Genomic DNA, 24,793 nt, shown 5'->3' with positions numbered 1-24,793 from the left:
GTCATTATGGCAAAGGATTGTTGAAACATCATGGAAAGGTCTTAAAGTGCTAGAATTATTAGAATTCAAGAGGGCTTCTAAAGATCTTTTATTGCACTTAAGGTCTTATTCATCGATCTTTCTAAATTGCGAAGAAGGGCCATTTCTTGTTCAAGTCTGATCATCTCTAATTTCTTTTCCAGAAGAACTAAATTCTTCTCTTCAAGTTTTTGTCTATAGGCCTTTAGTTTTTCCGAAGGGCTTAGGTTTCTATTATCGGCAATTTCATCTACCAATGGAACTTCTGTTGTCTCTGCCACTTCAACGGCTGCAGGAGATGGAGCTTCAATTGTTTTTTCAGGAAGTGTTGGTTTAATAGCACTCACAGCTTTTGGGCGTGCCTCCACTGTTACACAGTTAAGAACTTCTGTGCTTTCTTTTATAATATCATCTTGAGCCACTTGAGTCGTATCAGCAGATGCAGCGGCCATAGTAAAAAGAGAACTCATTAAAACAATCTTCTTCATTAATCCCTCCAAGAATCGTCGATACAATCAAGTACCAAATGACTATGGAAAGATTGTGGAAGGTTTGTCATTATTACACGGTTTAATCCAACAGTTTCTTCCTGATGGTCTCGTCATTAAAGCGCCAGACGACGCTGTCGATGAAAAAGTGGTGGACGTTGATAAAGACAGGAATGGCCACGAAGAAAAACATCACTTGAAAGCGCCGGTCTGTTGAAAGCCATGAATCCAGCATCTGAGGAATGTATTCAAAAGAAAGATAGCCAACTAAAAAAAGAATGAAGATTTTCACACTCATCATTTTCATTTTTTTAATTCTCTCCCAACTGTGCTCAGGTGCTTCGAGTTGGTAAGCAAAAAGAAGATACTGAAGACCGTGGAAAAAAGGCACCGCCAGATAGAAAAAATCCATCATACCAAATAAAGGAATCCACCAAAAATGCAAAGCAATCCATGGCACCAGGATAGCGCTTGTTGGAGTCTTCCCTGCTTTAAAGTTTTTATAAAGTACAAAATAAACCACCATCAATCCACTGATAATGACGGCCAACAGTGACCAGGTCTTAAGGATCTTCGGTAAAATGATTTTGCTCATGGGGAGATTAAAAAACATGGAAAAGGCCCCATTGCCTTCTGCTGCCAGGTTCGTGACAAAAAAGAAATTATAGATCGCCACACTAAAAAGACTGCTTTTCCAAATGAGGCGCTGAAATTTGCTGATAGGATAATGATGATAGTGAGAAAAAACCATAATACAACCAAAGGCCTGCTTAGAATAATGCCACCCAGTCGTCAGGTACATAATTCGCACAGCAAGTCCCAAAAGCTCAATTCCTAAGTTAGGAAGTTCTCCGATTTTATAACCAATACCGACCGCACTAAAGATGTTATTGAGTCCAACTACAAAAGAAGAAGTGTAGATTTGCTCATGAAAGAAAAAGAACGTCCCAAAATAAAGAATAAGGAAAAAAACCGGAACGCCAATCAGCGATGGCCAATGTTTAAAAATAAACCCCTTTCCCCTCCCGTATCCAAAACGGTATGAGATTAAAAAGTGAGGATAGTTGCAGAAAATAGACAGCCAGCTAAAGGCCAGCATCATTTGAAAAAATTGTGGTTGAACTTCTTGCTCTGTCTGCAAGAGGCGCATAGACGTCATCACGGCCCACACCACTAGACTCAAGCCACCTAAAAGCAAAAAATCCATTGATGGCGTTGTCAGCGAACGCAACGGTTTATCTTCTCTATTTTCCATAAATAAATTGTACTGATGATTCGAGAAGATGAGAACTAATTTCTCACAAAACACTGATAAGAGCTGTCGTTTTCAAATGTGCCTAGAAGTTTTCCGTCTTCGTAGGATTCAATACTAAAAACAACTTCTCCTTCACGAGTAAAGATAAGCTTAGAGTCAAGAGCACTGCTGTCTACTTCGTCCAGGATATTAAGTTCATTGCCAAAGCGGTCTTTTACAATGATCTCTCTCTTTGTCGTATCGGCGATAATGATGGCCCCTGAATTGTAGCTACGGCACATAAATGTGCTGCTAAAAGCAGAAGCTGAAAAAAAACCGATAAAAAGAAGAGTCATGATTTTCATAAACTTCCTATTGGACCAGGTAGACCTGAGTTTTTGCGACAACACCACTTAAGAAAGGCAGAAGCACAATCTCATTAGTTGCTGCACTTTCTTTTTCCGTACGGCTCGTGTCGATCATCGTTTTAATGCTGACGTTTTTCACTTTGCCTTCTGGTGTGACTAACTGAACTTCCTGCCCCAGGTTTAGTTTTAAGTGTTTTGACTTTACAACTAAGGCCATCTGCTGATCGCGCTCTACATCGACAATCTCGCCAATGTAATTGTCGTCCTGGCGCTGGATGCGTTTGTTTTTTAGCTTCGTAAAAAGGACATCTGTTTTATTGATATTGTAGAAACCTTTAATCATCGGACGCGGATGAGCATTCTTAATGTTGATATCAGCATGAGTCACGCGCGCGTAATAAAGATCGAGCATCGCCTCTAAATGTTTAAAACTTTCATCAAAGCGCAGATCGAAACGAACGGCGCCGATGTTTAGCGATTTTAATTCTTCCAAGTGATCCAATAAGTAGAGGTCTTTTACGTTGAACATAAAAGTCCCATGAGCGTTTTCGATTAAAGGGAATCCAGCGTGTGGACTCTCCTCACTTGTACCAAAAGCTTCAATGTTTTTATCTTGTAGAGACTTCTGGATTTCTTCTTTTTTAAGTGGAGAAAGTAGCAGTCGCGGAGAATAAAAAAGAAGAATGCGGCCAAAGGCCAGGACTTCTAGTCCTGATGAAAGCTCACTTGCATAACGGCTTAAGTGTTCACGTGAAAGCTCATTTGAAAGCACCAGGCGGTCTAATTGCTCACCTAAAAAAGCACTCCAACGAGAAAGCCCCTGGAAGTTATGATTTCCATTTTCCAGGATCAATTGCACCTTTAGCCACGGATAATTTTCTGCGATCGTATTAAGTGCTCCCGGGTCTTGAACACGAATGGCCTTAAATTCATGCAGAGGAAGTCTGCTGATAGTTTCTTTATTTTTTAAGAATAAGCTCTCTTGCTGAAGAACATCCCACTCTAAGACAAGAGGAAGTTTCAGTGATTGATTTAATGTAACCAATTCAAGAAGCTCTTCAAGCCCCATTTCACTGTAACGGGAAAGAGTTCTTGTTCCAACAATCACTTCTAAGTCATCGCGGTTTACTTTTCCTGCGTTCACAAGAGAGGCCAGTTTTTCTAACTGAGTTTTATTTTCGGCATAGGTGATAAATTTCATACGCGCACCTCTGCTTTTTTTCTGATCAGGTTAAATCTTTCAGCTCCGGCCATGTACGGAACCTTTACTACGCTTCCAGGTTTTGATTTTGGGATTTCAATGCCTGCGATGGTTTTAATCGTCGCGATCTTGTGGTTGATGATTCTGCCTTTAAACGGCATGATTTCTAATTCATCCCCTGGATAAAATGCGCTTCTTACTTCCATCAGGATGTGTTCATTTTCTTTGACTTCAAGAACGACACCACTGACAGTGTATTCAATCTCATCGCTTTCGCGCTGATTGTAGATTGAGCTTTCATCCGCGTACTCATCCAGGCTTCCTGTCGTGTAGTCGCGGTGAGAGATTTTTCTTAATTCTTCTTCCCAGCGAATCAGGTCATCTGAAAGGAAATTTCCATTAGTTTTATAGTAACGAAGAGCTTCAGCATAAACCTTCGACACAGTTCCTGCGTAGTAATGGCTTTTGTTTCTTCCTTCGACTTTTAGTGAATCAATACCTGCTTCAATAAATTCTGTGAGCATGCGGATTCCTTCCAGGTCTTTTGAAGACATGAAAAAAGCTTTTTTGGCCTCTTCATCCTGGTTGAAATCAATGCTGTATTCAAAACGGCAAGAGTGCGCGCACCCACCGCGGTTTGAATCGCGGCCTTGAGTGTAGTTTGAGATTACACAGTTTCCAGAGAAGGCCATACACATTGATCCGTGCACGAACATTTCAATCTCCAGACCTGTCTCGTCTTTAATTTTCTTTGCTTCTTTAATCGTCACTTCGCGACCAAGAACAATTCTCGTCACGCCCATTTTCTTCCACAGTTTTGCGGACTCAACGTTTAAACACGAAGCTTGAGTTGATAAATGGATGACTAAATTAGAGTGTTTTTGAATTTCAGTGATTACCCCTAAATCAGAGACAATAACGGCATCAACTTTTAATTCTGATAACAGAGCTAAAAACTCAGGAAGCTCTTCTAAATCTTTATCGTGAAGAAAGCTGTTAAGAACAACATAAACCAATGAACCTCTTTCGTGAGCGAACTCTACACCTTCTTTTAATTCTTCAGCAGTGAAATTGTCTGAGGCCTGGCGAAGTCCAAACTTCTGCCCACCTAAATAAACTGCGTCTGCTCCGTAAAGAACAGCTACTTTCAATTTCTCTAAACTTCCGGCCGGGCTCAAAAGCTCCGGCGTCCAAATGGTGTTGGTCATACTTTTCCTTTTTAAATACGCCCTTTTAGATACCAAAAAAATCCAATACAATCAAAGTATGTTAAAAAAGTTACTCATTTTGATTCTCCTTGGGGTTGTCGGCGCAAGTGCCTACTTATATTGGGATTACTCTAAAAAACGCACAGTCATCACCCCGTACCCATACTCCTTCCTAAACAGTTTTGATGAAAAATTTCAGAAGGAGCATGCTAAGGAGATTCAGGAAGCGGAAAATGCCAAGATTCTCATTGTCGGCGATCGCATGGGAAAAACCCTCGATCCGTATACGGACAACATTCGTTCGCAGTTCCAGGGACTCTTAAAAACGCCTCCGACAATCTACAACTGGAGTGCGGATAATGAAGGACTCTTCCGTACAATCCATAAAATTAAAATGCTTAAAAAACTTCCTCCCATCATCATTTATTTTGGAGGAACCAGCGAACTCTTTGAGAAAAAGTTTGAGATCGATGATCAAAAAAAGATCCTGAAAAACTTTAAAACCTTCGATGATGAAAAACTTATTTCACTCATCATCACTTTCCCATGGGTCTCGAAAGCACTTTACCGTGATATCCATTATCAGGACCTGAGTGAATTTAAAGAATACAAATCTAACCTTGCGGCCAATGCCAAGCTTGATGAAAAGCAACTGACCTTCAAACTTTATGAGTACGAAGTTAAAGAGTTCGTCGATTACATTAAAGACAAAAAAAGCAATCTGGTTTTTATAACGGCCCCACTAAACCTTGAGGCCGAACCTAAAGAAGTCTGTGCCCATGCTGAAAGCGAAGATGTCATTGGTGTTCAACAGGAAATTGAAGCTGAACTCAAAGAAGGTGCCTACAAAACGGCCTTCCCAAAAGCACTGGAACTCTCAGGTCTCACCTACTCTAATGCCCGTTCATACTATCTTTTGGGTCGAGCGGCCCAAGGGGTTGGTGATATCAAAACGGCCAGAGCTGCACTGATGAAGGCCACTGTTTTTGACTGCGCGAACTGGCGCGGAAACGCTGTCTACAATGCCATCATCAAAAGTTACGCTCAAAAAAACCAGGTGAATGTTTTAGACTTCGATCAATTCATGAGCTCAAAGCTCAGCGAAGAAGGTCTCTTTCAAGATGAACTTGTCCCACAGAACGTTTTCTACCAAACGATGGTCAGCGAGCTTGGTGACATCTTAAAAAAGATTTTAAGTGTGAACGAATAAGGAGTATCGAAATGAGCCTAGAGTCTGAAGGTACTGTTAAAATCAAATTGAAAAAAGATGACATCCTCTTTTTAGCAGATGACGAAGAAAACGATCTCTTCATTATCAAGCAAGGAAAGGTCATGGTTTTCGTTCAAAAAGGATCACAGATTATCCCAGTGGCCTACCTTGGTGATGGCGAATACATCGGTGAACTTTCTTTCTTCGATGAAGGTGCACGAAGCGCCAGTATCATTTGTATGGAAGACACAGAGTTCATCAAAATCCCTTATGAAGAAATGAATCAGCGCTGTCCTCCATGGATGAAAATCTTAGGTCAACAACTGACTAGAAAGATAAGAGAAGGAGATGAGCTGATAAGGTCAAAAGGTATCCGTAAAAAAAATGTAGAGGGCATAAAACCCCTGACAATCGACGAGCAAACCCATTGTTTTAAGTTAGTCGATCAAAAAAAACATTCACGATCATCATAAAAAACGAGGCCATCGGTGTCACAAAAACACCGATAGTCATCTAAATGCCCAGCGAAACTTTGGCACGATACTAGCAGTATACATAGTAGAAGATGTTGAAAGGAATTCTTCATCTTACTGAACGACTTTACAAGGAGGTCCTATGAAAGCATTACTATCTAAAAAAGGTCTTTTAAACCTTTCTCTTTGTGTGTTTACAGTCGCTCTTCTCGCCAGCTGTTCTTCTTCGCCTTCAAGACAAATCGCTGAAGAACAAAAATCTGATGTTGCCAAAATTCAAGACGGAGAGAAGGCACCACACAAATTCCACAGTAAGAGATTTGAGAATTATAACGAAAATTATTAGCTAATAAAAAAGGCTCCTTTCGGAGCCTTTTTTGTAAGTAAAATTTCGTTATGTTGTAAAAGAATTAGATCAGACCTAATTCTTTTACAGCGTCTCTTTCTCCGCGAAGCTCGTTAAGAGTCACGTTGAATTTCTCAGTTCCGAAGTCGTTAAGCTTCACGCCGTCAACGACTTGAAGTTTTCCGTTAACAGTTCTGCATGGGAACGAGAAGATTAGACCTTTATCTACACCGTACTGACCTTCAGAAGCTAGGCACATTGAGTATGTCTCACCAGCTTTTGTTTCGTGAGTAAGGTGGTAAATTCCATCAACAACAGCGTTGGCAGCTGAAGCAGCAGAAGATAGACCGCGAGCTTTAATGATCGCAGCTCCACGCTTTTGAACAGTTTCAATGAAAGCGCCTTTTAGCCATTCAAGATCCGTGATTGCTTCATGAGCAAATTTACCGTTGATTTTAGCATTGTAGAAATCAGGGTACTGAGTTGCTGAGTGGTTACCCCAGATTGTCATATTAGAAACTGCAGTTACATCAACACCAGCTTTTTGTGCCAGCTGAGTTTTTGCTCTGTTTTCATCAAGAGTTGTCATGGCATAGAATCTGTCTGATGGAACACCTTTAGCTGCGTTCATCGCGATCAATGCGTTTGTGTTACATGGGTTACCAACAACGAACACTCTAACGTCTTTTGCGGCGTTAGCTGCGATTGCTTGTCCCTGAGTTGTGAAGATACCACCGTTGATCTTTAGAAGATCAGCTCTCTCCATTCCATCTTTACGAGGAACAGATCCAACCAGGATGGCCCAGTTTACATCTCTAAATCCTACAGCATAGTCAGATGTACATGTGATCTTTTTAAGCAGCGGGAACGCACAGTCGTCTAGTTCCATTGCTACACCTTTAAGTGCACCAAGTGCAGCTTCAAGTTCGATTAGTTGAAGTTCTACTTCAGTTTCCGGTCCAAACATTTGTCCAGATGCAATTCTGAATAACAATGCATAACCAATTTGTCCTGCAGCTCCAGTGACTGCTACTTTCACGCGGTTTTTTGCGCTCATTAGGATCTCCTCTATAGATTTTTGTGTATGAAAAAGAGTTTTAGATAGCTCTGGCATGATAACGCTTGAGAAAGCTTTGGTAAATAAAACATTTGAGCATTATGCGGATTGACTTAGATGAGTTTTTACCAATAATGTAAACATCAACTAAGGATCAAAGAATGAGCGAGCAATCAAATAATAATTCTGGTGGAAATCAGCAGAGACCTCAAAGTAACCAAGGTGGCCAAAGTGGTCAGGGACAAAATAACAGAAGGCACAACAACCGTCGTCGCCACCGCCCAGGCGGAGGACAAGGCAACAACGCAGAGCCTCGCCAACCAGGTCAAGGACAACAGGGACAGCAAGCAAGGCCTCAAGGTCAGCACCCTAATCGCCCTAATCAGCCTCAAGGACAACAAGGACAGGGTCAAGGCCAGAAAAAGAAGCCAAGACCGCACCACAACCGTCCACGCCCTCAAGGACAGGGCCAGCCCCAAGCGCCGGTTTCTCCTCTTGAGCGCATTTACGAAAAGTATTTAAATCTTCTTGATCAGCACATTATTGCCAGAAGAAAATACCACGACCTTTTCTACAGAGCAGACCCTGCTCAAAAAGCAAAGCTCGAAAGAAATTTCTACAACACACTCAACGACATCCGCGACTTCGAAAACAAGCTTGCGCCGGATGTGAAAGTGCTTTTTGAAAAGAGAAATAACGGATATCAAAACGACCGCATTTATACGACGAACCATGAATTGCCGATTGAAGGTGATGTGGTTCCAGAAGATCTGCCACCAGCAGAACCTCACCTTTTACAGTCGCAAATTAATTGTGATTATTCAGAAGATACGGAAGAAAGCGTGGGAACGGCCGAAGACTATTTAAGGTATAAAAACCTATAGGACTCGGCCGAAGTTTTTTAAATTTAAATTATAGAACTTCTACGTTCTCTAGTTCGCGAGAAGGAGCTTTTTTCGTCGCAGTTGCTTTATTGAAGTAGTTCGTCAAAGTTTCTTCGTGATCTTTAAGGATCGCAGTCTTAATCTCTTCAGCTGAGATATCTAAAACTTCTGAGATCTTCTTCATCATTTTTAGCGGCACGTTACATAATCCACGTTCTACGTTTGAAATAAACTGGCCGTTCTTGTATCCAAGAAGTAATGAAAGGTCAGACTGTGAGTAGCTTTTTGGATGATTAATTCGTTTAGTTCTAATCAATGCTGCGATGTTTTTGAATGATCTCATAAATAAATTTCCTCCCGAAGGGTCGTCACTCACATGTTGTTATGTGGTACTAAATATTTTGTTTATATTCCAGAGCGAATTAATAAATTTTGAACTGTTAACTTCAAAACCTTTAGACTACCTTAACAAACTTTAAGAAAAACTTAAACAAAATTTTTGTAAAATATGCATTTTTTATTCACAGGGGATCTTTATGCACATCGTTACATGGAATATCAATGGACTCCGCGCCGTAACTCAAAAGGGTTTTGCCAAATGGTTTGAAAAAAGTTCACCTGACATCATTGCCCTACAGGAAATAAAATCCACTCATGAGGATGTTAGGCAGATTTTGGAGGGTTGGAGCGACTTCTATGAGGTTTATTTAAACCCTGCTATCCGAAAGGGCTACTCCGGTACGGCCTTAATGGTGAAAAAAGGTTCGGTATCCCCACTAAAGGTCAATTTAGGTATTGGAATCGAAAAATTTGATATTGAGGGGCGCTTTATCTGGGCCGAGTACGCTGATTTTTACGTATTAAACGGCTACTTTCCTAACGGCAAAGAAGATCATTCACGCGTTGACTATAAACTAGAATTCTCGCGTGAAGTTTTAAAGCTTGCTAAAAAACTTTCTAAGAAAAAAGGTGTCCTGATCACTGGAGACCTTAATACTGCCCACAAAGAAATCGATCTGGCCCGTCCCAAAAACAATGTTAACAGCACCGGATTTCTTCCGCATGAGCGCGCTTTTTTAGATGAGATGATTGCCGCAGGATTTGCCGATGCCTTTAGATTGCAGTACCCGGATAAAAAAGATGAATACACTTGGTGGACTTACCGTGGTGGATGCCGCGAGAAAAATATCGGATGGAGACTAGATTACTTCTTCATTGATGAAAACATTCAGGGACGTATGAAAAAAATTAAGCATCTTCAAGACGTCATGGGAAGTGATCATTGTCCGGTGGAAATTATTTTCTAAAATCGGCTGCGCAACTGATAGGTAAGAGTTGCTTATTTGTTCTCATCGAATTTCACTGTGAAATAGAGGAATTTTAAATGATTGATATTCACCGGGATTTCATCATTGTCTTTGAGTTCCGGATTCTCTCTCATTTTCGAAAGAATATCACTAATTGAGCGGGTCAATTTCAAGTGGCTTGGGCAATGACCACAGGCCGGTTTGTTATTAAACTCCTCTTCTTGAAGCTTAGTGAGTTCACGCGTCTTTTTTTCTTCAGCCGGCCCTACTTTAACTATGGCTTCGGCTTCACTGTACACTGTCGTGTTGTATTTTTTTGCAGACATCCAATGATTGGCATTAATGACCTTGGTAAAAGTATCATTGTCAAAAGCATAAGAAGACTTCAGTAAGAAGACATAAGAGAAAAAAATTATAAAATGCGACCATTTCATAGTAATCTTCTCAGTAGCATGAAGACTTAAAGTAAATTCAAAATAACCAAACGTTTAAATCGGATTTTAAAATGGCAAAATTTTCTCTTACTCCCTTTAAAAAAGAAGGCGCTCCCACCATCACTATCGCCAGTGAGTTCAATAACACGGAAGAATGTTTCTATATAAGCTATAAGGTGCAAGGAAACCTCCCTGTCCTTGATCTAGGAACCGGCACGCCTAAACATGCACGCGTGATAAAACTCTGGGAAAAAAGCTGCTTTGAGCTTTTTATTAAAAACGAGAATAACAGCTACATGGAATTTAATTTCTCACCTGACTTCGAGTGGAATGCTTTTTACTTTGAGAAAAAAGGCGACGCTTTAAGTGAGTATGCCCCAATGGACAAAGTGGAATTTGACATCCTCTTAAGTATGGACGTGTTTCATCTGATCGTGAAAATTAATAAGAGTAAATTTCCAGTAGGATTCTTCAAGGGAGATATGTCGGCCGGTATTACCAGCGTGATTAAAGCAAAAAGCGGCGAATTGAGTTATTGGGCCTTATCTCACGAGGATACAAGACCCAACTTTCATCATTTTGACTCGTTTAAATATAAGTTTTAATCGAGATCGTATACTCTTTCTCAGAAACTTTGCTCACAAGACCAGTCACTAGGAATTCCTGGAAACATGAAGCTGTAAGCTTCTTGCCCATATCATCCATTACGACCGAGTAAATCTTGTCATCAGTTTTGAAATCCAGACTAATTACTTTACCTTCTTTCGAACGCTCTTTAGGTCTGATCGTTCCAGAAAGTTGAACTAATTTGTCCTTGTATACGTAATAGCTTTCACGGTTAAAGCCACCAGATTCTGATTTGCCTTTTTTACCGCTGCCCTTACCTTCTTCCCCGTCTTCGTCGTCGTCGAATGAGAAATCATCATCCCCACCCTCGTCTCCGTCGAGTTCTAGTTCTTCATCTAAGTCATCCAAATCGTCTTTAAATCCGCCCATGCGCACCTTTAGAAATTAATGTTTATCGAAAATATTACACTATCTTAGTCTAAATTTTTAAGAATGTTTCAAGGAAAATCAACATATTTGTAGGAGGAAGCCCCGAATTTCTTGCACTATTTTCTACTACCACCCGCTCAAAGAGAGTGCTATACTAGGGCCAAGGCACTAATGGAGGCTCTTACCCAATGAAAACTAAACGTCTTTTATTACTAGGACTAGTTCTCTTTAACGTATCTCTGTCTTACGCGCACGCTCAAGACGACGAGATGATCTTCCCGGAATCGGATGAAACCGTTGCTCCAGCTCCTGGATCATCTGCAACTCCTCCAGTCATTATCGATGAAAGTGATTCATCGGATGTGTCTGACGTAGAAGAATACGACGGCTAAACATAATAATTAAATTCAGGTTTTTCTCTAATAAAAGCATCCTTCGTGGATGCTTTTTTATTTTCATAACGCATATCCTTCATTCCAAAAGACATTTCTTTTACTAAATACCACTGGACAAAACACAACCGAATCGCAAATATTTTATATATTATATTTTTATAATAACTTAAAAATATCAATGGGATCAGTCTTATGACGACGTCAAATTCGATTGTTGAAGCAGAGATCTTAAAAGAGCTTCCAAGCTTTGAGATTTTCTTTTCGCGCATCGGTTTTAAAAGAATTGATGGAAGTGTTTTTGGTTTACTGGTTCTCGCTAAAAAACCACTCACTTCTGAAGAAATCGAGCAGACACTAAATCTTTCTCAAAGTGCCGTTTCACTTTCATTAAAAACTCTTACGCACTTCGGGGCCATTGAGACAACTGGTGATAGAGACAATCCGGGTGCCAAAGCGAAACTTCATTCGGCGAAAGAAGACTCACTGGCAATTGTGGCGAGTGTTTTTAGAAAACGCGAAGAGGAAGTTGTCGCCGACTTTAAACGCATGGCCCAGAGAGTGCTGGATAAATCCCAGTCTCCGGAAGATGCCAGCAGAAAAAGAAGAATGCAGTCTATAGTGACGACTTGTGAGATCGCCGAAAGTGTCATGCATTTTGTAATCACCATGGCCCAGAATAAAACCCGTGCAGAATTTGATGCTCAATATGAAGCGATGGTGAAACGTCTGCCAAAGGCCCTGGATCTTCTGGCGACAACAGCAGGACCGCTGGCCGATATTACAATGACTATTAAAGATAACCTGACTGAAAAATTTAAAAATAATTTAAAGGGTATTTATGAAAAACGATAATCAGAGAATTGTGATCACTGGTATTGGACTAACTTCTCCCCTGGGAAACAACCTGGCCGAGTTGCGCGAAGGACTTCTTACAGGAAAGAGCGGAATCGTACACACTGAAATCCGCCATATGGGCGTTGTGGCCGCAGGTCTATGCAAGTTCGATGAAACAAAACATCAGCCAAAAAAGATGAGAAAGCGCGGGACACGCGCTGGAGCGATTTCAATCTACTGTACAAAAGAAGCATTGATTGATTCAAATATCGATTTTGATAGCGTGGATAAAAACCGCGTTGGTGTTTATTTAGGAATCACAGAACACGGAAACGTGGAAACTGAAAATGAAATTCACGACCTTTATAATACACATAATAAAGATGTGAGCTTTTGGTCTCACCACCACAATCCAAGAACAGTTGCCAACAACCCGGCCGGTGAAGTGACCCTTAATATGGGGATCACTGGCCCTCATTATACAATCGGTGCCGCTTGTGCCGCTGGAAACCTAGGGATCATTCAGGGAGCTCAACAGCTTCTTTTAGACGAAGTGGATTTAGCATTTGCCGGTGGAGTTTCTGAATCGACAGAAACATTTGGAATATTTGCTGCTTTTAAAGCTCAAGGAGCTCTAGGACATCACGAAGACCCGGCCCTGGCCACTCGCCCACTTGATAAGGACAGAAATGGAATTGTCGTGAGTGAAGGTGGAGCTGTGTATGTGCTTGAGAGATTATCTGACGCTAAAAAAAGAGGCGCTCATATCTATGCCGAGATCGTAGGATACCACTCTAACAGTGATGCCACAGATTTCGTTCTTCCCAATACAGAAAGACAAATTGAATGTATGCAGTTTGCGATGAAAAAGGCCGGTCTTGAAGCTTCTGATATCGACATCGTCAGTATGCACGCGACTGGTACAAACCAGGGAGATATCCAGGAATGCCAGGCCGTCGCTCAGGTTTTTGGGAACTCAAAAAACACATACGTCAATGCGACAAAAGGATTTATCGGACATGCGATGGGAGCTGCCGGGGCCCTTGAACTTGCCGGAAATATCCCTTCATTCACTGATGGCTATGTTCACCCATGTAAAAAGATCGAAAACCTCGATCCAGAGTGTGCGATTCCAAACCTGGTTAACGGTGAAAAAGTCGCTCACGATTCAAAATACATTTTAAATAACTCATTCGGAATGCTTGGAATTAACTCATCATTAATCGTTAAGAAATACTCATAAGGAGAGAATTTATGTTATCAAACGCAGAAGTACGTTCAAAAGTTCTAGACATCATCGCAGACATCGCTCTTGATGACGATGTAACGGGAATCAAAGACGAAGTAGCACTAAGAGAACAACTTGACCTGGACTCAATGGATTTCCTGGACATCGTAATGGAGCTTAAAAAGCGCCACAAAATCGAAGTTCCACAAGAAGACTACCCAAGACTTGCTACAATGGCATCTTGTGTTGAGTATCTTGCTCCGAAGTTCAACCAATAATAATGAACACGACCGAAAAAGTTGATTGTGTGGTTATTGGTGCTGGAATGTCTGGTCTTGCGGCCGGCATCCGCCTGGCCATGTACAATAAAAAAGTCCTGGTTTTAGAAAAGCACACAATCAGCGGTGGTCTGAATTCTTATTATGCCAGGGGAAAACGCAAGTTTGATGTAGGTCTTCATGCCTTGACAAATTTCGTCACTCCATCTGATAGAGGGAAACCTTTTAACAAGCTCATGAAGCAGTTAAGAATCCCCTATGAAGAATTTAAGCTTTCTCCACAAAACTATTCACTGATTCAGTTTCCGGAACAAACGCTTAAGTTCACCAACGAAATCAACGTCCTCGTCGAAGAAATCAACCAGAAATTCCCGCTGGAAATTGATGGATTCATTCGTTTATTAGAACACATCAAAAATTTTGATGAAGTGAATTTAAACAATGAAACCGTCATGGCCAAAACGGTCGTGAGAACATTTATTAAAAATGAATCCCTGGTTGAAATGATCTTTTGCCCCCTTCTCATTTACGGAAGTGCCTGGGAAAACGACATGGACTTCTCTCAATTCGTGATTATGTTTAAAAGCATTTTTCTGGAAGGATTTTCACGTCCAGAAGGTGGAGTGCGCACGATTATCGACTTGCTGTTAAAAAAACTTTCTGATGTCGGCGGAGAATTGCGCTTTAAATCGGAAGTCACAAGAATCATCAGTCTCGGTGGACGAATTGTGGGAGTGGAAATTAACCACAACCACATTATTGAATGCGATCAGGTTCTATCAAGCATGGGGCTTCCTGAGACTTATGGAGTGGTAAGCGAGTTTGAAAGCTTAAATCACCCGGCCGTTGGAAAACTTTCTTTCTGTGAAAGCATTCTGGTCACCGATAAAAAACCACGCAACTTAGGTGTCGATGCGACGATTATTTTTTACAACAATCGCCCTGAGTACCTTTACCAGAAACCGCAAACTCTTTTTGACCGCGAAAGTGCGGTTGTTTGTTTCCCGAATAACTTTAAATACGACAATTACCAGGATGATTATCCTGAAGGTGTTTTACGAATCACCAATATCGCGAACTTTGATCTTTGGAACGAATTAAAGTCTTCTGAAGATAAAACACTTTATAGAGAGCAAAAAGAACTCCTGTGCGAAAACGCAAAAGGCATCTTGAAAAACTGCGGAATCAATCCAGATTACCAGATTCTTTTTAAAGATATTTTCACTCCGACGACAATCAAGCGCTACACTCAGCACTTTGAAGGAACAGTCTACGGCTCGACAGACAAATCAAGAAACGGAAAAACACCGATTGATGGTCTTTATATTTGTGGAACGGACCAGGGCTTTTTAGGGATCGTGGGCTCTATGCTCTCAGGGATCTCCATGGCCAACCTCCATGTTCTGCAAGGGGATTTAAAATGAAATTTAACAACGTCGTGATTCATAGTTTTGGGTACGACTTATCAGAGAGTGAGTTCACTTCTGCCGCTATTGAGCAGAGACTCTCTCCTATTTATGAGAAACTAAAACTTCCAGAAGGAAGACTAGAACTCATGACAGGAATTGCGGCCAGAAGACAATGGGCACCGGGAACAAAACCAAGTGATCTTTCAACAGCAGCAGCACGCGCTTGCTTAAAGAAATCACAAATAAAAGCGGAAGAGATCGATCTTCTCGTTCACGCTTCTGTTTGCCGCGACTTTTTAGAGCCGGCCACAGCTTCTGTGGTTCACGCAAACCTTGGGCTTTCTCCTAAAGCGATGATTTTTGATTTATCCAATGCCTGCCTTGGTGTGATTAACGCCCTCGTGGTTGCAGGAAACATGATTGAATCAGGGCAGATTAAGACAGCACTGATTGTCTCAGGAGAAAATGGTGGACCATTACTTGAGAGCACAATCAATGAACTTTTAACTAATCCATCAATTGATAGAAAAAATATTAAAAAGTACATCGCGAACCTGACAATTGGTTCAGCAGCGACAGCTTTTTTAATCACGCACAAAGACCTCTCTCCTGATTCTCCCCGCGTTTTAGGTGGAGCTGTCATGACAGACTCAAGTGCGAATCATTTATGCCGTGGAGATGGAAACACTCACTCGCTGGTGATGGAAACAGATTCTGAAGAACTTTTGAAATATGGTGTCGCTTTAGGCAAAGACACCTGGATGCTCGCTAAAAATAATCTTTCATGGACCAACTCCGATGTTGACTTCGTTCTCACTCATCAGGTGGGAAGCGCCCATGAAAAACTTTCCCTTGAATCTCTTGAACTTGATAAAACAAACACATTTAGAACGTATCCTTTTTTAGGTAATACGGGATCAAGTGCTCTGCCAATCACTCTTATGATGGCCTCAGAAAAAGGACTTATCAAGAAAGGCGACAACATCGCGCTACTAGGAATTGGCTCAGGACTTTCTTCAATTATGTTAGGTGTACAATGGTAACAATCCCTCAGGAACTAAAAAACGAATACCCTTTTTCAGCGCACTTTTTGGACGTAAAGAGCGAAAAACTTCACTACGTCGATGAAGGACAAGGAGAAGTGATTCTCATGCTTCACGGGAATCCGACATGGTCGTTTTTCTACCGCAATCTAGCAAAGCACTTTTCAAAAAATTTCCGCGTGGTTGTTCCCGACCATATCGGCTGTGGTCTTTCAACCAAACCTCAGGACTATGAATACACACTTCAAAACCATATTGATAATACGATTGCCCTGGTAAAAAAACTTGGTCTTAAAGATATCACTCTTGTGGTTCACGACTGGGGTGGCGCTATCGGAATGGGTGTGGCGACTGCTCATCCTGAACTAATCAAAAAAATGGTTGTGATGAACACGGCGGCCTTCAGGTCTCTTGAAATCCCAATGAGAATTAATATCCTGAGAAACCCGGTGGGTGAATGGTTCATTAGAACTTTTAATGGTTTTGCAGGGCCTGCCACAACGATGGCCGTAACTAAAAAACTCTCTCCTATCGTTAAAAAAGGATTTGTTCTTCCCTACGATTCTTTTGAATCAAGAATTGCTACAGCAAAATTTGTCCGTGACATCCCGATGAGTGATGTTCACCCGACTTACAAAACACTTTCGGGAATTGAAGATAAACTTAAAAACTTAAAAGTTCCGGTCCTGCTTCTTTGGGGTGAACAGGATTTCTGCTTCACGATGAACTTCCAAAAGCGCTGGCTGGATTTTTTCCCGAATGCCAAAGTGAAGACTTACCCGGATGCAGGCCACTACCTAGTGGAAGATAAAACCAGCGATGTGATCGCAGAAATTGAAACGTTCCTAAAAAACTAAAAACTATGAACATCGCCGAACGATTAAGTCAAAATGCTAAACTTCACCCCGATAAACTGGCGGTGAAGTTTCCCAAGTTTAATAGAAAAACTAAAAAATACGATTACGAGGCCCTGACATTCAGAGAGCTCGATATCAGGTCTAATAAATTTGCTACCTCTTTACAGAAGATGGGATTAAAAAAGGGCGACCGCACGCTTTTATTTTTAAGACCGAGTCTGGATTTTTCGGCCATGACATTTGCCCTTTTTAAATTAGGGGTTGTTCCGGTTTTTATCGACCCGGGAATGGGAAGAGAGAATCTTCTTAAGTGTATTAAGGACTGCGCGCCGGTTGCGCTGATTGCAGAAAAAGAAGTGCACTTTGCGCGATTGATTTTTAGAAAGACATTCAAGTCTATCAAATACAATGTGACCAATGGAAAACGTGCTTGGGGAAAAATGCAAAAGATCTCCAAGATGAAAGAAGAAAAGGTGCAAACCTTTAAGATGGAAAGTTTCGCCCCGGAAGATACGGCCGCGATTCTTTTTACTTCAGGTGGAACAGGTTCGCCTAAAGGTGTGGTCTACTCTCATTTTATTTTTGATCAACAGACTAGCATTTTAAAAAATCTCTATAATCTTACAGAAAATGATGTGGACCTTCCGGGGTTTCCTCTCTTTTCTCTTTTTACCATTGCAATGGGAATGACTAGCTGTATTCCTGATATGGACCCGAGCAAACCGGGCCAATGTAATCCGGCAAAGCTTTATCAAAATATCATCGATAACAAACCGACATTTGTTGCCGGCTCTCCTGCTATTTGGGAGCGCGTGGCGGATTATTGTTTAGAAAATGGGCTGACACTTCCAAGTATTAAATACGTGGTGATGTTTGGTGCCCCTGTTTCAGTTCTTATCCACCGCAAGTTTAAGGGACTTCTTCCTAACGGAACAACTTATACTCCTTATGGCGCAACTGAGGCGCTTCCGGTTTCTAGTATCAGCGGTGACTTTATTTTAAAACAAACTGCTCACATGACTGAAAACGGAAAAGGCACTTGCATCGGAGAAGTCGCACCGGGATCTGAAGTAAAAATTATTGCGATCACGGATCAAACGATTGAAAAACTTTCTGAGGCAAAAATCTTAGAAGCAAATACGGTTGGAGAAATTATTGTCTCTGGACCAACGGTCACGAAAGAGTATTTAGATTTACCAGAAAAAACCCGTGAAGCGAAAATCTATGAAGGTGACAAAATCTGGCACCGTATGGGTGACATGGGGTTCTTAGATGAAAAAAACCAGCTATGGTTTTTAGGAAGAAAAGCTCACCGCGTGGAAACCGAGGAAGGGCTTATGACTCCGATTCCAGCTGAAGCTATTTTCAATAAACACCCGGCCGTAAGAAGATCAGCACTTGTTGGTCTTGGAGTCCGTGGAAAACAAACTCCGGCGATTGTCATTGAAAGAAAAGACGGGCAGTTTCTTTCCGGGAAAGAGAGATCTATTTTTGAAAGCGAGCTTCTTTCTCTGGCAAAAAAATTTCCGCATACATCAATGATTCAGAAAATTTATTTAAGTAAACACTTTCCGGTCGATGTTCGCCACAATATCAAAATTGACCGCAAAAAATTAAAAGAAGAGATTGAGGCACATGAAATCAACTAAGGTTTTAGTCACCGGTGCCGGTGGTTTTCTCGGAAGCTATATCGTGCGCGACCTAAAAGAGCGCGGTTATGAAGTTTATAGTTTTTCGAGGAAAAAATATAAAAGTCTTGATGACCTGGGTGTTAGTCAAAGGCAAGGAAACCTCGCGAACTTCGAAGACGTCGAGCGGGCCCTCGAAGGAATGGATGCCGTCATTCACACAGCTTCCCAAGTCGGAATGTGGGGGCGCTATGAAGATTTTTACAAAACGAATGTGACGGGTACAGACAACATTATCCGCGCCTGTCACAAGCATAAGATCAATAGATGCGTTTACACCAGTACTCCAAGTGTAGCCTTTGGAGACAAAAGTCTCAAAGGCGTTGATGAAGCCATCGGTTACCCTGAACGCTATTTATCCATGTACGCCGAAACAAAGGCCATTGCCGAAAAGAAAATATTGATGGCCAATAATGGAATTCTTTCCACTGTGGCCATTCGTCCGCATCTAATATTTGGACCAGGTGACTTAAATCTTGTTCCAAGAGTGATCGAAGCTGCCAAGGCCGGTCGTCTTAAAATTGTTGGTGATGGAGAAAACTTAGTTGATGTGACCTATGTTGAGAATGCCTCGTTGGCCCACGTCATGGCCTTAGAGAAACTCTCCTTTGATTCACCCATTTCAGGTAAGGCCTACTTTCTCGGGCAAGGGCCGATTAAGCTCTGGGATTTTACCAATGAGATCTTGAAGCGCTCAAAAATGCCCCCTATCACCAAAAAGGTTCCTTTTAAACTCGCTTACGCCATAGGCTTTATGATCGAGATGACATTGAAGCTTATTGGTAAATATGACATTCATCCCCCCATGACAAGATTTGTGGCCCTACAGCTCGGAAAATCCCACTACTACAACCACCACAACTTAGAGCATGACCTGGGATTTAAGGCCAAAATCTCCATTGAAGAAGGATTGGATAGATTATTCTCAAAAAAATAAGAATTATTGTCCCTAAAAATAACTAAACATCTTAAGTTTTATCTTTATTCTCCGATTGGAAACCCAACAAGTCCCAAAAAGGAGATATTAATGGACAATCAAGCAATGCTGTTACTTGGAATGGTGAAGATGAAACACCCCTCGGCCGATCATTATGAAATGGTAGAAGTCAAAGGTTTCGACGTAGTTGGGCTTTTCTTTCCTTTTGTAAGAGCTCTTTTTGGTTCAACAGGCCTGAAGGTTAAAGCTCTTTACCTCTTCACTTTCTGGGCCTATCCAATCTGGAGCTGGTATTTAGGGTTTAACTATAAAAAAATGGCCTTTGAAACAAAGCTAAGAGATGGCTGGACCATTTCAAACGAAGAAAAAAAGCAAGCCGCTTAATAAAAAAGGCCCCAGATAATGGGGCCTTTTTTTGGATATCTATAATCTGCTTACTCAATAGACCTAACGATATTATTATGCGTGTCTAAGACAAATAATTTTTTTCCGTCACTGAGCATAGCGTGTGGTACATTAAACCTCGCAAGCACTCCTTTTCCATCGACACTGCCTGTGAGAGTTGAGCTTCCAGCAATGTCTGAAACAATATTCGTGCTAAAATCAATTCTTTTAATCACGTTTGCGTCCGCAAAGTAAAGATTCTTTCCATCCATCATAAGAGCACCATTGAGACTAGTTCCAGTGTAAATGACAGAATGACTATTATCACCGATAGAAATCTTATAAATTTTCTGATCTCCAGTATCTTCAACATAGAGATAGTCTCCATCTGTCACGATTCCTTCAATGATAGAAAACGCAGGTAAAGGCAGTGTGCTGACGTGCCTGGTGATTGGCATCAGTGACTTTTTGTGGCCTGGTATGGTTGTGTTAGATAAGACTCTCAACACTCACTTGACCAATCTCAGAAGCAAGCTAAATAATTCTGAAGTCGGGATTCGATCGATTAAAAATAAGGGACTCATTTTCACATAATGCTTACTGATCAACGACTACGGAAGAAGGGGCCCGTAAATTCTCCATGCGCATGTAATGGTCAACAGCTCCCAGCCCTTTAAAAGCTCCCTCATGAAAGCTCGTCGTAAACGATCGTCCATCACCCGTCACGGCATCAAAAGAGCCAAAGAAGAAAACATTCGAGAGACCAAAAAGATTATAGAAATGCACTTTGCTGTAGGAATTATTCACAATATTCGTCGAGAGATTCTTAAGCGGCCAAAGAGGAACATTCACCCACTCTGTCTCTGGAAGTTTATTGATGTCTGCCAGACAGTTTTTAATGAATGCTCTTCTTTTGCTTGGAAAGAAGATGTATTTTAAAGATTTCTTCTCACATCTTTCGATTTCATCACTTGAAACTTTATCGTGAGTTAAATCTTTTATGTAATCGATATAATCATTCTGTAAGTTCTTGCGGCAGTTATCAAACAGGTTTCTGAAATTGATAAAGCTATTTTTTGGATACTCATCACAAAGACCATCAAAATGATCAAAAACCGTATTTACACTTAACGTGTTCAAGTAGCGGATACCATCGATATTGACCTGGTACTTTCCTTCAATATGATAAGGAGCGACTAAATGCTCGCTGTCAATCATACTGATTGCAAGAGGGTCAACACCTGAGTATCTCTCAAGAATAAACTTTGCGCGCTCACGGTATTTTTTCCCTGAAAAGCCCTTTGTCTTTTGCGTTTTAAAATCTGAAGTAAAAGTCATCGAGAGTTTTTGTTCGTTGGCCGCTCTCTCTCCGACATAAAGGTCTTCGCGTCCTTCAAGCAGGTTTCTATCGGCATCGTACTCAATAGTGACTTTTTTTGTATCGCTGGCAAGTTTTGTGGCAGAAACATCTGAATTGGTGATCGCATAGATTAAACTGGCAAATAAGCGCGACAGGAAGTCTTCCGTATACTTCATTTTTTCGTAATAGTGACGGAAGAACGTTTTCACTCGCCCTTCTTTCGTGATTTCGATTTGCTGAGTTTTTGAACTCTTTTGGGCCCCTAGAAGAAGGAAGTTGTATTTGTGAGAGACAGTTTGCGATACTTTCTTTTCTTCTGAAATAATGTATGGAGCAAGAGTGTCTAAGTCCCCTTCGCGGTTTTTCAGGATTTGAGTCAACTCCATCGCCACCGGGCTTTGAGTGTCCATTTCCATTAAATCCATTTGCGGGATGTTTAAGTACACTTTGTAGCTTGATTGCATTTCGTAGTTAAAGTCATACGATAGAAGTGTCATTCTTAGAATCTTAAGGAAGTCGGCCTGGATGGCCAGGTTAAAACCAGCAGAGGCCACTTTTGTTTTTTCAGAACTTACCTGGATGTTTGAATTCCCAAGCGAGACAACCTCAACTCTGGCTAAGCGCTCAAATCTCGCCAGGACTCCGGCCATACCAGTGACACCTGTATAAAGAGGTGCCGATACTAAACCACCAGCTTTAACCGAGATTGAATCTTCTTTGAAGATCATTTCGTTAGCATCAAGTTTAGCGACGTTAGAAAAAGTTAAGGCATTAAAAGGCATGAAGAGTTTTTCAAAGTGCCCCATTAATCCTTCGTTATAAGAATTAGCGTAGTGAACCCATGTGAATTTTCTTTTGAAAACAACTCCGGCAAAGGCCGCAAAGTTTTGCTCAGTCATATCAATGGCGCCAGAATCGCGCAGGCTTCCCAAGACTTTAGAAGCGTCGATATCAACTGTGAATGTATCAGTTACGATCCATCTTTTATCATCAAAGAGATCAGGTGCCAGGTTTCTATCTACACTGACTCCGAAATTAATAAATGGCTTTTTATAAGAGAATCCGATGCTGTTAAGACCACCGGTGATTGAAAGAGCATTGCCCGCAAGGACTTTTGCCGCTTCTCTCTTTCCGATATTTTCATACTCGAGATTAAACTCGTTAGCGATTTGTTGATAAAGATCCGTTTCCCCTCCACCGATGGTATCCAATCCAGTTCCGGTAGAACTCGCGATGTCTTTGTTCAATGTCAGGTAATTAAAATCTTCCTGGGCCAGTGCAAACTGACTCATCAGAAGAAACGTTAATGTAGCGATGATTTTGATTCTCATAAGACTGCCCCATCTACTACGTGACATTGTATAGAGGCTCTTCGGTGGTCCCTAGGGAAAACTTGACTTTTTTGATTGCGTATGTTTAGCCCTAGACTCCTCCCTCAAAAAGTGCCCAGAATTGTTCTCAACGAAGCCTTTTATCCATAAAACTCAAGTTTTTTAATCAAGTTTCCGATAAGGCTCGCAAACTTGGGCGCCTTCGGGCATTATTCTTTAGATATGCGATTAAAGATATTTATTCTTTCCACTATGCTTATCACTTTAATCAGTGGTGTGCTCTTCTATAAAAATCTCACACAGATTGAACCTGGAAAAAATGTTTTAAGATTTGATTTCGATGAATTGCGCTCTATTGACTCTCAAGTGGCCAATACGGCCTTCTATCTTAGAAAAAATTTAACGGCCGACAGTTCAGAACTCTCAGATGAAATAACAAGAATCAACGAGCTTTTAGGTCTTATTAACGATATCAACCGCAGCACACCTGAACTTACCGAATCGGTAAAAAAAATCAGGGCACATTTTGAAGTAAGACTTAAACAATTAAAGGGTTTTGAAAAGGCCCGCGCTGATTTAAGTGTGAATGCCTCTGCTCTTCTTCCGGCCTATAATGAGCTGGAAAAAAAGAATGTAAAATACACTCTTGATAAAAGAGATTTTTATCGCGAATGCATCCTGGACGCTTATATGTTCATTGCTTCTTCCCACAAAGAAAATGAAATGCGCATGTTGGAAGATCAAAAAATCCTGGGGCAGATTATTAGTTTTGCCAACACGACCAATGAAGACCTGGTGAAATTCCAAAAGCACCTGGATACAATCCATAACCGAGTCAAAGAAATAGATGTCATCTTAAAGGGACTAAAAGAAGTGACTATCTCTCCGGAGATGAAGATCATCGCGAAGTACTATCAGGAAACTGTGCAGGCACAAAACGAGCAGACAGAGAACATCCTGAAGTTTACGATTGCGTCCATTGGGATTTATCTGCTTTTTATGATCTTTATTTTGAGAAAATCTTAGGATCTTTTAGCGTATGCTTCCACAACTTTTTCATCAAAGTAATTAGCGCTCATTCCGGCATCCACGACCATATTGGCAGCATTGACTCCACTTGAAGCAGGACTCATTAAAAACGCCACTGTGTTGGCCACTTCCTGCGTTTCAAGAGCTGCGTGTCTCATTGTCAACTGTTCAGCATAAAGATAATTGTCGATGTAACCCGGAATCCCTGCCGAAGCAGAAGTCTTTAATGGGCCTGAACAAACAGCATTGAATCTGACCTTAGTGTCGGCCGAAAATGATTTTGCCAGGAAAGCCACCGTTGCATCCAATGAGGCTTTAATCGGTCCCATGTAACCGTAGTTCGTCGCACGCGTGCTCGAAATAGAGATGGTCACCACAGAAGCATCCGCTGCTAAAACAGGCTTAATAGCGTTTGACATCGCCACCAGCGAGAAGCAAGAGATATTTGAGGCCTGAAGATAGTCCGCAAGCTTTGTTTCATGGAAAGGTTTCATCCCTTCTGAGTAATTGGCAAAGGCGATTGAGTGCAGGAATCCATGAAGAGTCACTTTGTCGTCTTGAAGTTTCTTTCCTAGCTCAGTGATGCTGGCTTCTCTTTCAACATCTAGAATATAAACTTTTTTATTAGGGAAAAGTTTTTCAACCTTTTCTTTAGCATCAGCATTCTGCACAGTGAAGATCAGGTCTGCCCCATTTTCCTCAAGAGTCTTTGCTGAAAAGTAGGCCACTGATTTTTTGTTGGCCACCCCCGTGATTAAAAATATTTTATTTTCTAATTTTAAAAAACTCATAAGTA

General features: G+C 41.2%; 29 protein-coding genes. 17 read left to right on the top strand and 12 right to left on the bottom strand.

Annotated features, from left to right (window positions below; genetic code table 11):
* Positions 1-77 precede the first annotated feature (77 nt).
* The 5 genes from ACN20O_RS16460 to ACN20O_RS16440 all read right to left on the bottom strand — a co-directional run bounded on the left by ACN20O_RS16460 (position 78) and on the right by ACN20O_RS16440 (position 4,517).
* Entirely contained in the window at positions 78-506 is a 429-nt protein-coding gene (locus ACN20O_RS16460) for a hypothetical protein (RefSeq protein WP_491635207.1), read from the bottom strand.
* 82 nt (positions 507-588) lie between these two features.
* Positions 589-1,761, bottom strand: a complete 1,173-nt coding sequence (locus ACN20O_RS16455) for a hypothetical protein (protein ID WP_491635205.1) — start codon at positions 1,759-1,761, stop codon at positions 589-591.
* A gap of 35 nt (positions 1,762-1,796) precedes the next feature.
* Complete coding sequence (locus tag ACN20O_RS16450) at positions 1,797-2,105, bottom strand: hypothetical protein (protein ID WP_491635203.1); 309 nt, start codon at positions 2,103-2,105, stop codon at positions 1,797-1,799.
* A 7-nt stretch (positions 2,106-2,112) separates the two neighbouring features.
* Complete coding sequence (locus ACN20O_RS16445; protein WP_491635201.1) at positions 2,113-3,309, bottom strand: U32 family peptidase; 1,197 nt, start codon at positions 3,307-3,309, stop codon at positions 2,113-2,115.
* A complete protein-coding gene (locus tag ACN20O_RS16440) occupies positions 3,306-4,517 on the bottom strand; it encodes a peptidase U32 family protein (RefSeq protein ID WP_491635199.1) in 1,212 nt (403 codons plus the stop codon). The genes ACN20O_RS16445 and ACN20O_RS16440 overlap by 4 nt, the downstream gene beginning before the upstream one ends.
* 58 nt (positions 4,518-4,575) lie before the next feature.
* Here ACN20O_RS16440 and ACN20O_RS16435 point away from each other — a divergent pair, with 58 nt between their 5' ends.
* The 3 genes from ACN20O_RS16435 to ACN20O_RS16425 all read left to right on the top strand — a co-directional run bounded on the left by ACN20O_RS16435 (position 4,576) and on the right by ACN20O_RS16425 (position 6,546).
* Complete coding sequence (locus ACN20O_RS16435; RefSeq protein WP_491635197.1) at positions 4,576-5,727, top strand: hypothetical protein; 1,152 nt, start codon at positions 4,576-4,578, stop codon at positions 5,725-5,727.
* Between the two features lie 11 nt (positions 5,728-5,738).
* On the top strand, positions 5,739-6,200 hold the full coding sequence (locus ACN20O_RS16430; RefSeq protein WP_491635195.1) for a Crp/Fnr family transcriptional regulator: 462 nt from the start codon (positions 5,739-5,741) through the stop codon (positions 6,198-6,200).
* Between the two features lie 142 nt (positions 6,201-6,342).
* Positions 6,343-6,546 carry a hypothetical protein gene (locus tag ACN20O_RS16425; protein WP_491635193.1) on the top strand — a complete coding sequence of 68 codons (204 nt, stop codon included), beginning with the start codon at positions 6,343-6,345 and terminating at the stop codon, positions 6,544-6,546.
* Positions 6,547-6,610: 64 nt separating this feature from the next.
* Here ACN20O_RS16425 and ACN20O_RS16420 read toward each other — a convergent pair whose 3' ends face one another.
* Positions 6,611-7,603, bottom strand: coding sequence for a malate dehydrogenase (locus ACN20O_RS16420; protein ID WP_491635191.1), 993 nt, complete (start codon positions 7,601-7,603; stop codon positions 6,611-6,613).
* Between the two features lie 161 nt (positions 7,604-7,764).
* Between ACN20O_RS16420 and ACN20O_RS16415 the strand changes: the two genes are divergently transcribed.
* Entirely contained in the window at positions 7,765-8,487 is a 723-nt protein-coding gene (locus tag ACN20O_RS16415) for a hypothetical protein (protein ID WP_491635189.1), read from the top strand.
* A 28-nt stretch (positions 8,488-8,515) separates the two neighbouring features.
* Here the strand turns inward: ACN20O_RS16415 and ACN20O_RS16410 are convergent, their stop codons facing one another.
* Complete coding sequence (locus ACN20O_RS16410; protein WP_491635187.1) at positions 8,516-8,830, bottom strand: helix-turn-helix domain-containing protein; 315 nt, start codon at positions 8,828-8,830, stop codon at positions 8,516-8,518.
* Positions 8,831-9,023: 193 nt separating this feature from the next.
* Here ACN20O_RS16410 and ACN20O_RS16405 point away from each other — a divergent pair, with 193 nt between their 5' ends.
* Positions 9,024-9,794, top strand: a complete 771-nt coding sequence (locus ACN20O_RS16405; RefSeq protein WP_491635185.1) for an exodeoxyribonuclease III — start codon at positions 9,024-9,026, stop codon at positions 9,792-9,794.
* 32 nt (positions 9,795-9,826) lie between these two features.
* Here ACN20O_RS16405 and ACN20O_RS16400 read toward each other — a convergent pair whose 3' ends face one another.
* Complete coding sequence (locus tag ACN20O_RS16400; protein WP_491635183.1) at positions 9,827-10,228, bottom strand: hypothetical protein; 402 nt, start codon at positions 10,226-10,228, stop codon at positions 9,827-9,829.
* Positions 10,229-10,299: 71 nt separating this feature from the next.
* Here ACN20O_RS16400 and ACN20O_RS16395 point away from each other — a divergent pair, with 71 nt between their 5' ends.
* A complete protein-coding gene (locus ACN20O_RS16395) occupies positions 10,300-10,833 on the top strand; it encodes a DOMON domain-containing protein (RefSeq protein ID WP_491635181.1) in 534 nt (177 codons plus the stop codon).
* Here ACN20O_RS16395 and ACN20O_RS16390 read toward each other — a convergent pair.
* The gene (locus ACN20O_RS16390) at positions 10,817-11,224 is read right to left on the bottom strand and encodes a hypothetical protein (RefSeq protein ID WP_491635179.1); all 408 of its coding nucleotides are present in this window, start codon (positions 11,222-11,224) and stop codon (positions 10,817-10,819) included. The genes ACN20O_RS16395 and ACN20O_RS16390 overlap by 17 nt on opposite strands.
* Positions 11,225-11,412: 188 nt before the next feature.
* On the opposite strand from ACN20O_RS16390, the gene ACN20O_RS16385 reads away from it, so the two are divergent.
* From ACN20O_RS16385 to ACN20O_RS16340, 10 genes are all read left to right on the top strand, one after another.
* Positions 11,413-11,616 carry a hypothetical protein gene (locus ACN20O_RS16385; protein ID WP_491635177.1) on the top strand — a complete coding sequence of 68 codons (204 nt, stop codon included), beginning with the start codon at positions 11,413-11,415 and terminating at the stop codon, positions 11,614-11,616.
* A 195-nt stretch (positions 11,617-11,811) separates the two neighbouring features.
* A complete protein-coding gene (locus ACN20O_RS16380) occupies positions 11,812-12,471 on the top strand; it encodes a GbsR/MarR family transcriptional regulator (RefSeq protein WP_491635175.1) in 660 nt (219 codons plus the stop codon).
* Positions 12,458-13,696 (top strand): beta-ketoacyl-[acyl-carrier-protein] synthase family protein, encoded by a 1,239-nt coding sequence (locus ACN20O_RS16375; RefSeq protein ID WP_491635173.1) that lies wholly within the window; start codon positions 12,458-12,460, stop codon positions 13,694-13,696. Before ACN20O_RS16380 ends, ACN20O_RS16375 begins: the two co-directional genes overlap by 14 nt.
* Positions 13,697-13,707: 11 nt before the next feature.
* Positions 13,708-13,959 carry an acyl carrier protein gene (locus ACN20O_RS16370; RefSeq protein WP_491635171.1) on the top strand — a complete coding sequence of 84 codons (252 nt, stop codon included), beginning with the start codon at positions 13,708-13,710 and terminating at the stop codon, positions 13,957-13,959.
* Positions 13,960-13,961: 2 nt separating this feature from the next.
* Positions 13,962-15,383 carry a phytoene desaturase family protein gene (locus ACN20O_RS16365; RefSeq protein ID WP_491635169.1) on the top strand — a complete coding sequence of 474 codons (1,422 nt, stop codon included), beginning with the start codon at positions 13,962-13,964 and terminating at the stop codon, positions 15,381-15,383.
* Positions 15,380-16,411 (top strand): 3-oxoacyl-ACP synthase III, encoded by a 1,032-nt coding sequence (locus ACN20O_RS16360; RefSeq protein WP_491635167.1) that lies wholly within the window; start codon positions 15,380-15,382, stop codon positions 16,409-16,411. Before ACN20O_RS16365 ends, ACN20O_RS16360 begins: the two co-directional genes overlap by 4 nt.
* A complete protein-coding gene (locus ACN20O_RS16355) occupies positions 16,405-17,268 on the top strand; it encodes an alpha/beta fold hydrolase (RefSeq protein ID WP_491635165.1) in 864 nt (287 codons plus the stop codon). The genes ACN20O_RS16360 and ACN20O_RS16355 overlap by 7 nt, the downstream gene beginning before the upstream one ends.
* Before the next feature lie 5 nt (positions 17,269-17,273).
* Positions 17,274-18,917 carry a fatty acid CoA ligase family protein gene (locus tag ACN20O_RS16350; protein WP_491635163.1) on the top strand — a complete coding sequence of 548 codons (1,644 nt, stop codon included), beginning with the start codon at positions 17,274-17,276 and terminating at the stop codon, positions 18,915-18,917.
* Positions 18,904-19,893: an NAD-dependent epimerase/dehydratase family protein gene (locus tag ACN20O_RS16345; protein WP_491635161.1), complete on the top strand. Its 990-nt coding sequence runs from the start codon at positions 18,904-18,906 to the stop codon at positions 19,891-19,893. The genes ACN20O_RS16350 and ACN20O_RS16345 overlap by 14 nt, the downstream gene beginning before the upstream one ends.
* Before the next feature lie 90 nt (positions 19,894-19,983).
* Complete coding sequence (locus tag ACN20O_RS16340; RefSeq protein WP_491635159.1) at positions 19,984-20,277, top strand: hypothetical protein; 294 nt, start codon at positions 19,984-19,986, stop codon at positions 20,275-20,277.
* 50 nt (positions 20,278-20,327) lie between these two features.
* On the opposite strand, the gene ACN20O_RS16335 is transcribed toward ACN20O_RS16340, so the two are convergent.
* Positions 20,328-20,735, bottom strand: a complete 408-nt coding sequence (locus ACN20O_RS16335; protein WP_491635157.1) for an NHL repeat-containing protein — start codon at positions 20,733-20,735, stop codon at positions 20,328-20,330.
* Positions 20,736-20,874: 139 nt separating this feature from the next.
* Complete coding sequence (locus ACN20O_RS16330; protein WP_491635155.1) at positions 20,875-22,968, bottom strand: hypothetical protein; 2,094 nt, start codon at positions 22,966-22,968, stop codon at positions 20,875-20,877.
* Between the two features lie 252 nt (positions 22,969-23,220).
* On the opposite strand from ACN20O_RS16330, the gene ACN20O_RS16325 reads away from it, so the two are divergent.
* Positions 23,221-23,994, top strand: coding sequence for a hypothetical protein (locus ACN20O_RS16325; protein ID WP_491635152.1), 774 nt, complete (start codon positions 23,221-23,223; stop codon positions 23,992-23,994).
* Here ACN20O_RS16325 and ACN20O_RS16320 read toward each other — a convergent pair.
* Positions 23,991-24,788 (bottom strand): enoyl-ACP reductase FabI, encoded by a 798-nt coding sequence (locus tag ACN20O_RS16320; protein ID WP_491635150.1) that lies wholly within the window; start codon positions 24,786-24,788, stop codon positions 23,991-23,993. The genes ACN20O_RS16325 and ACN20O_RS16320 overlap by 4 nt on opposite strands.
* Between the last annotated feature and the right edge of the window lie 5 nt (positions 24,789-24,793).

Source organism: Bacteriovorax sp. As-1 (assembly GCF_058446905.1).
Note: the sequence above shows the minus strand (reverse complement) of the source record. Positions and strands in the feature narration are given on the sequence as shown.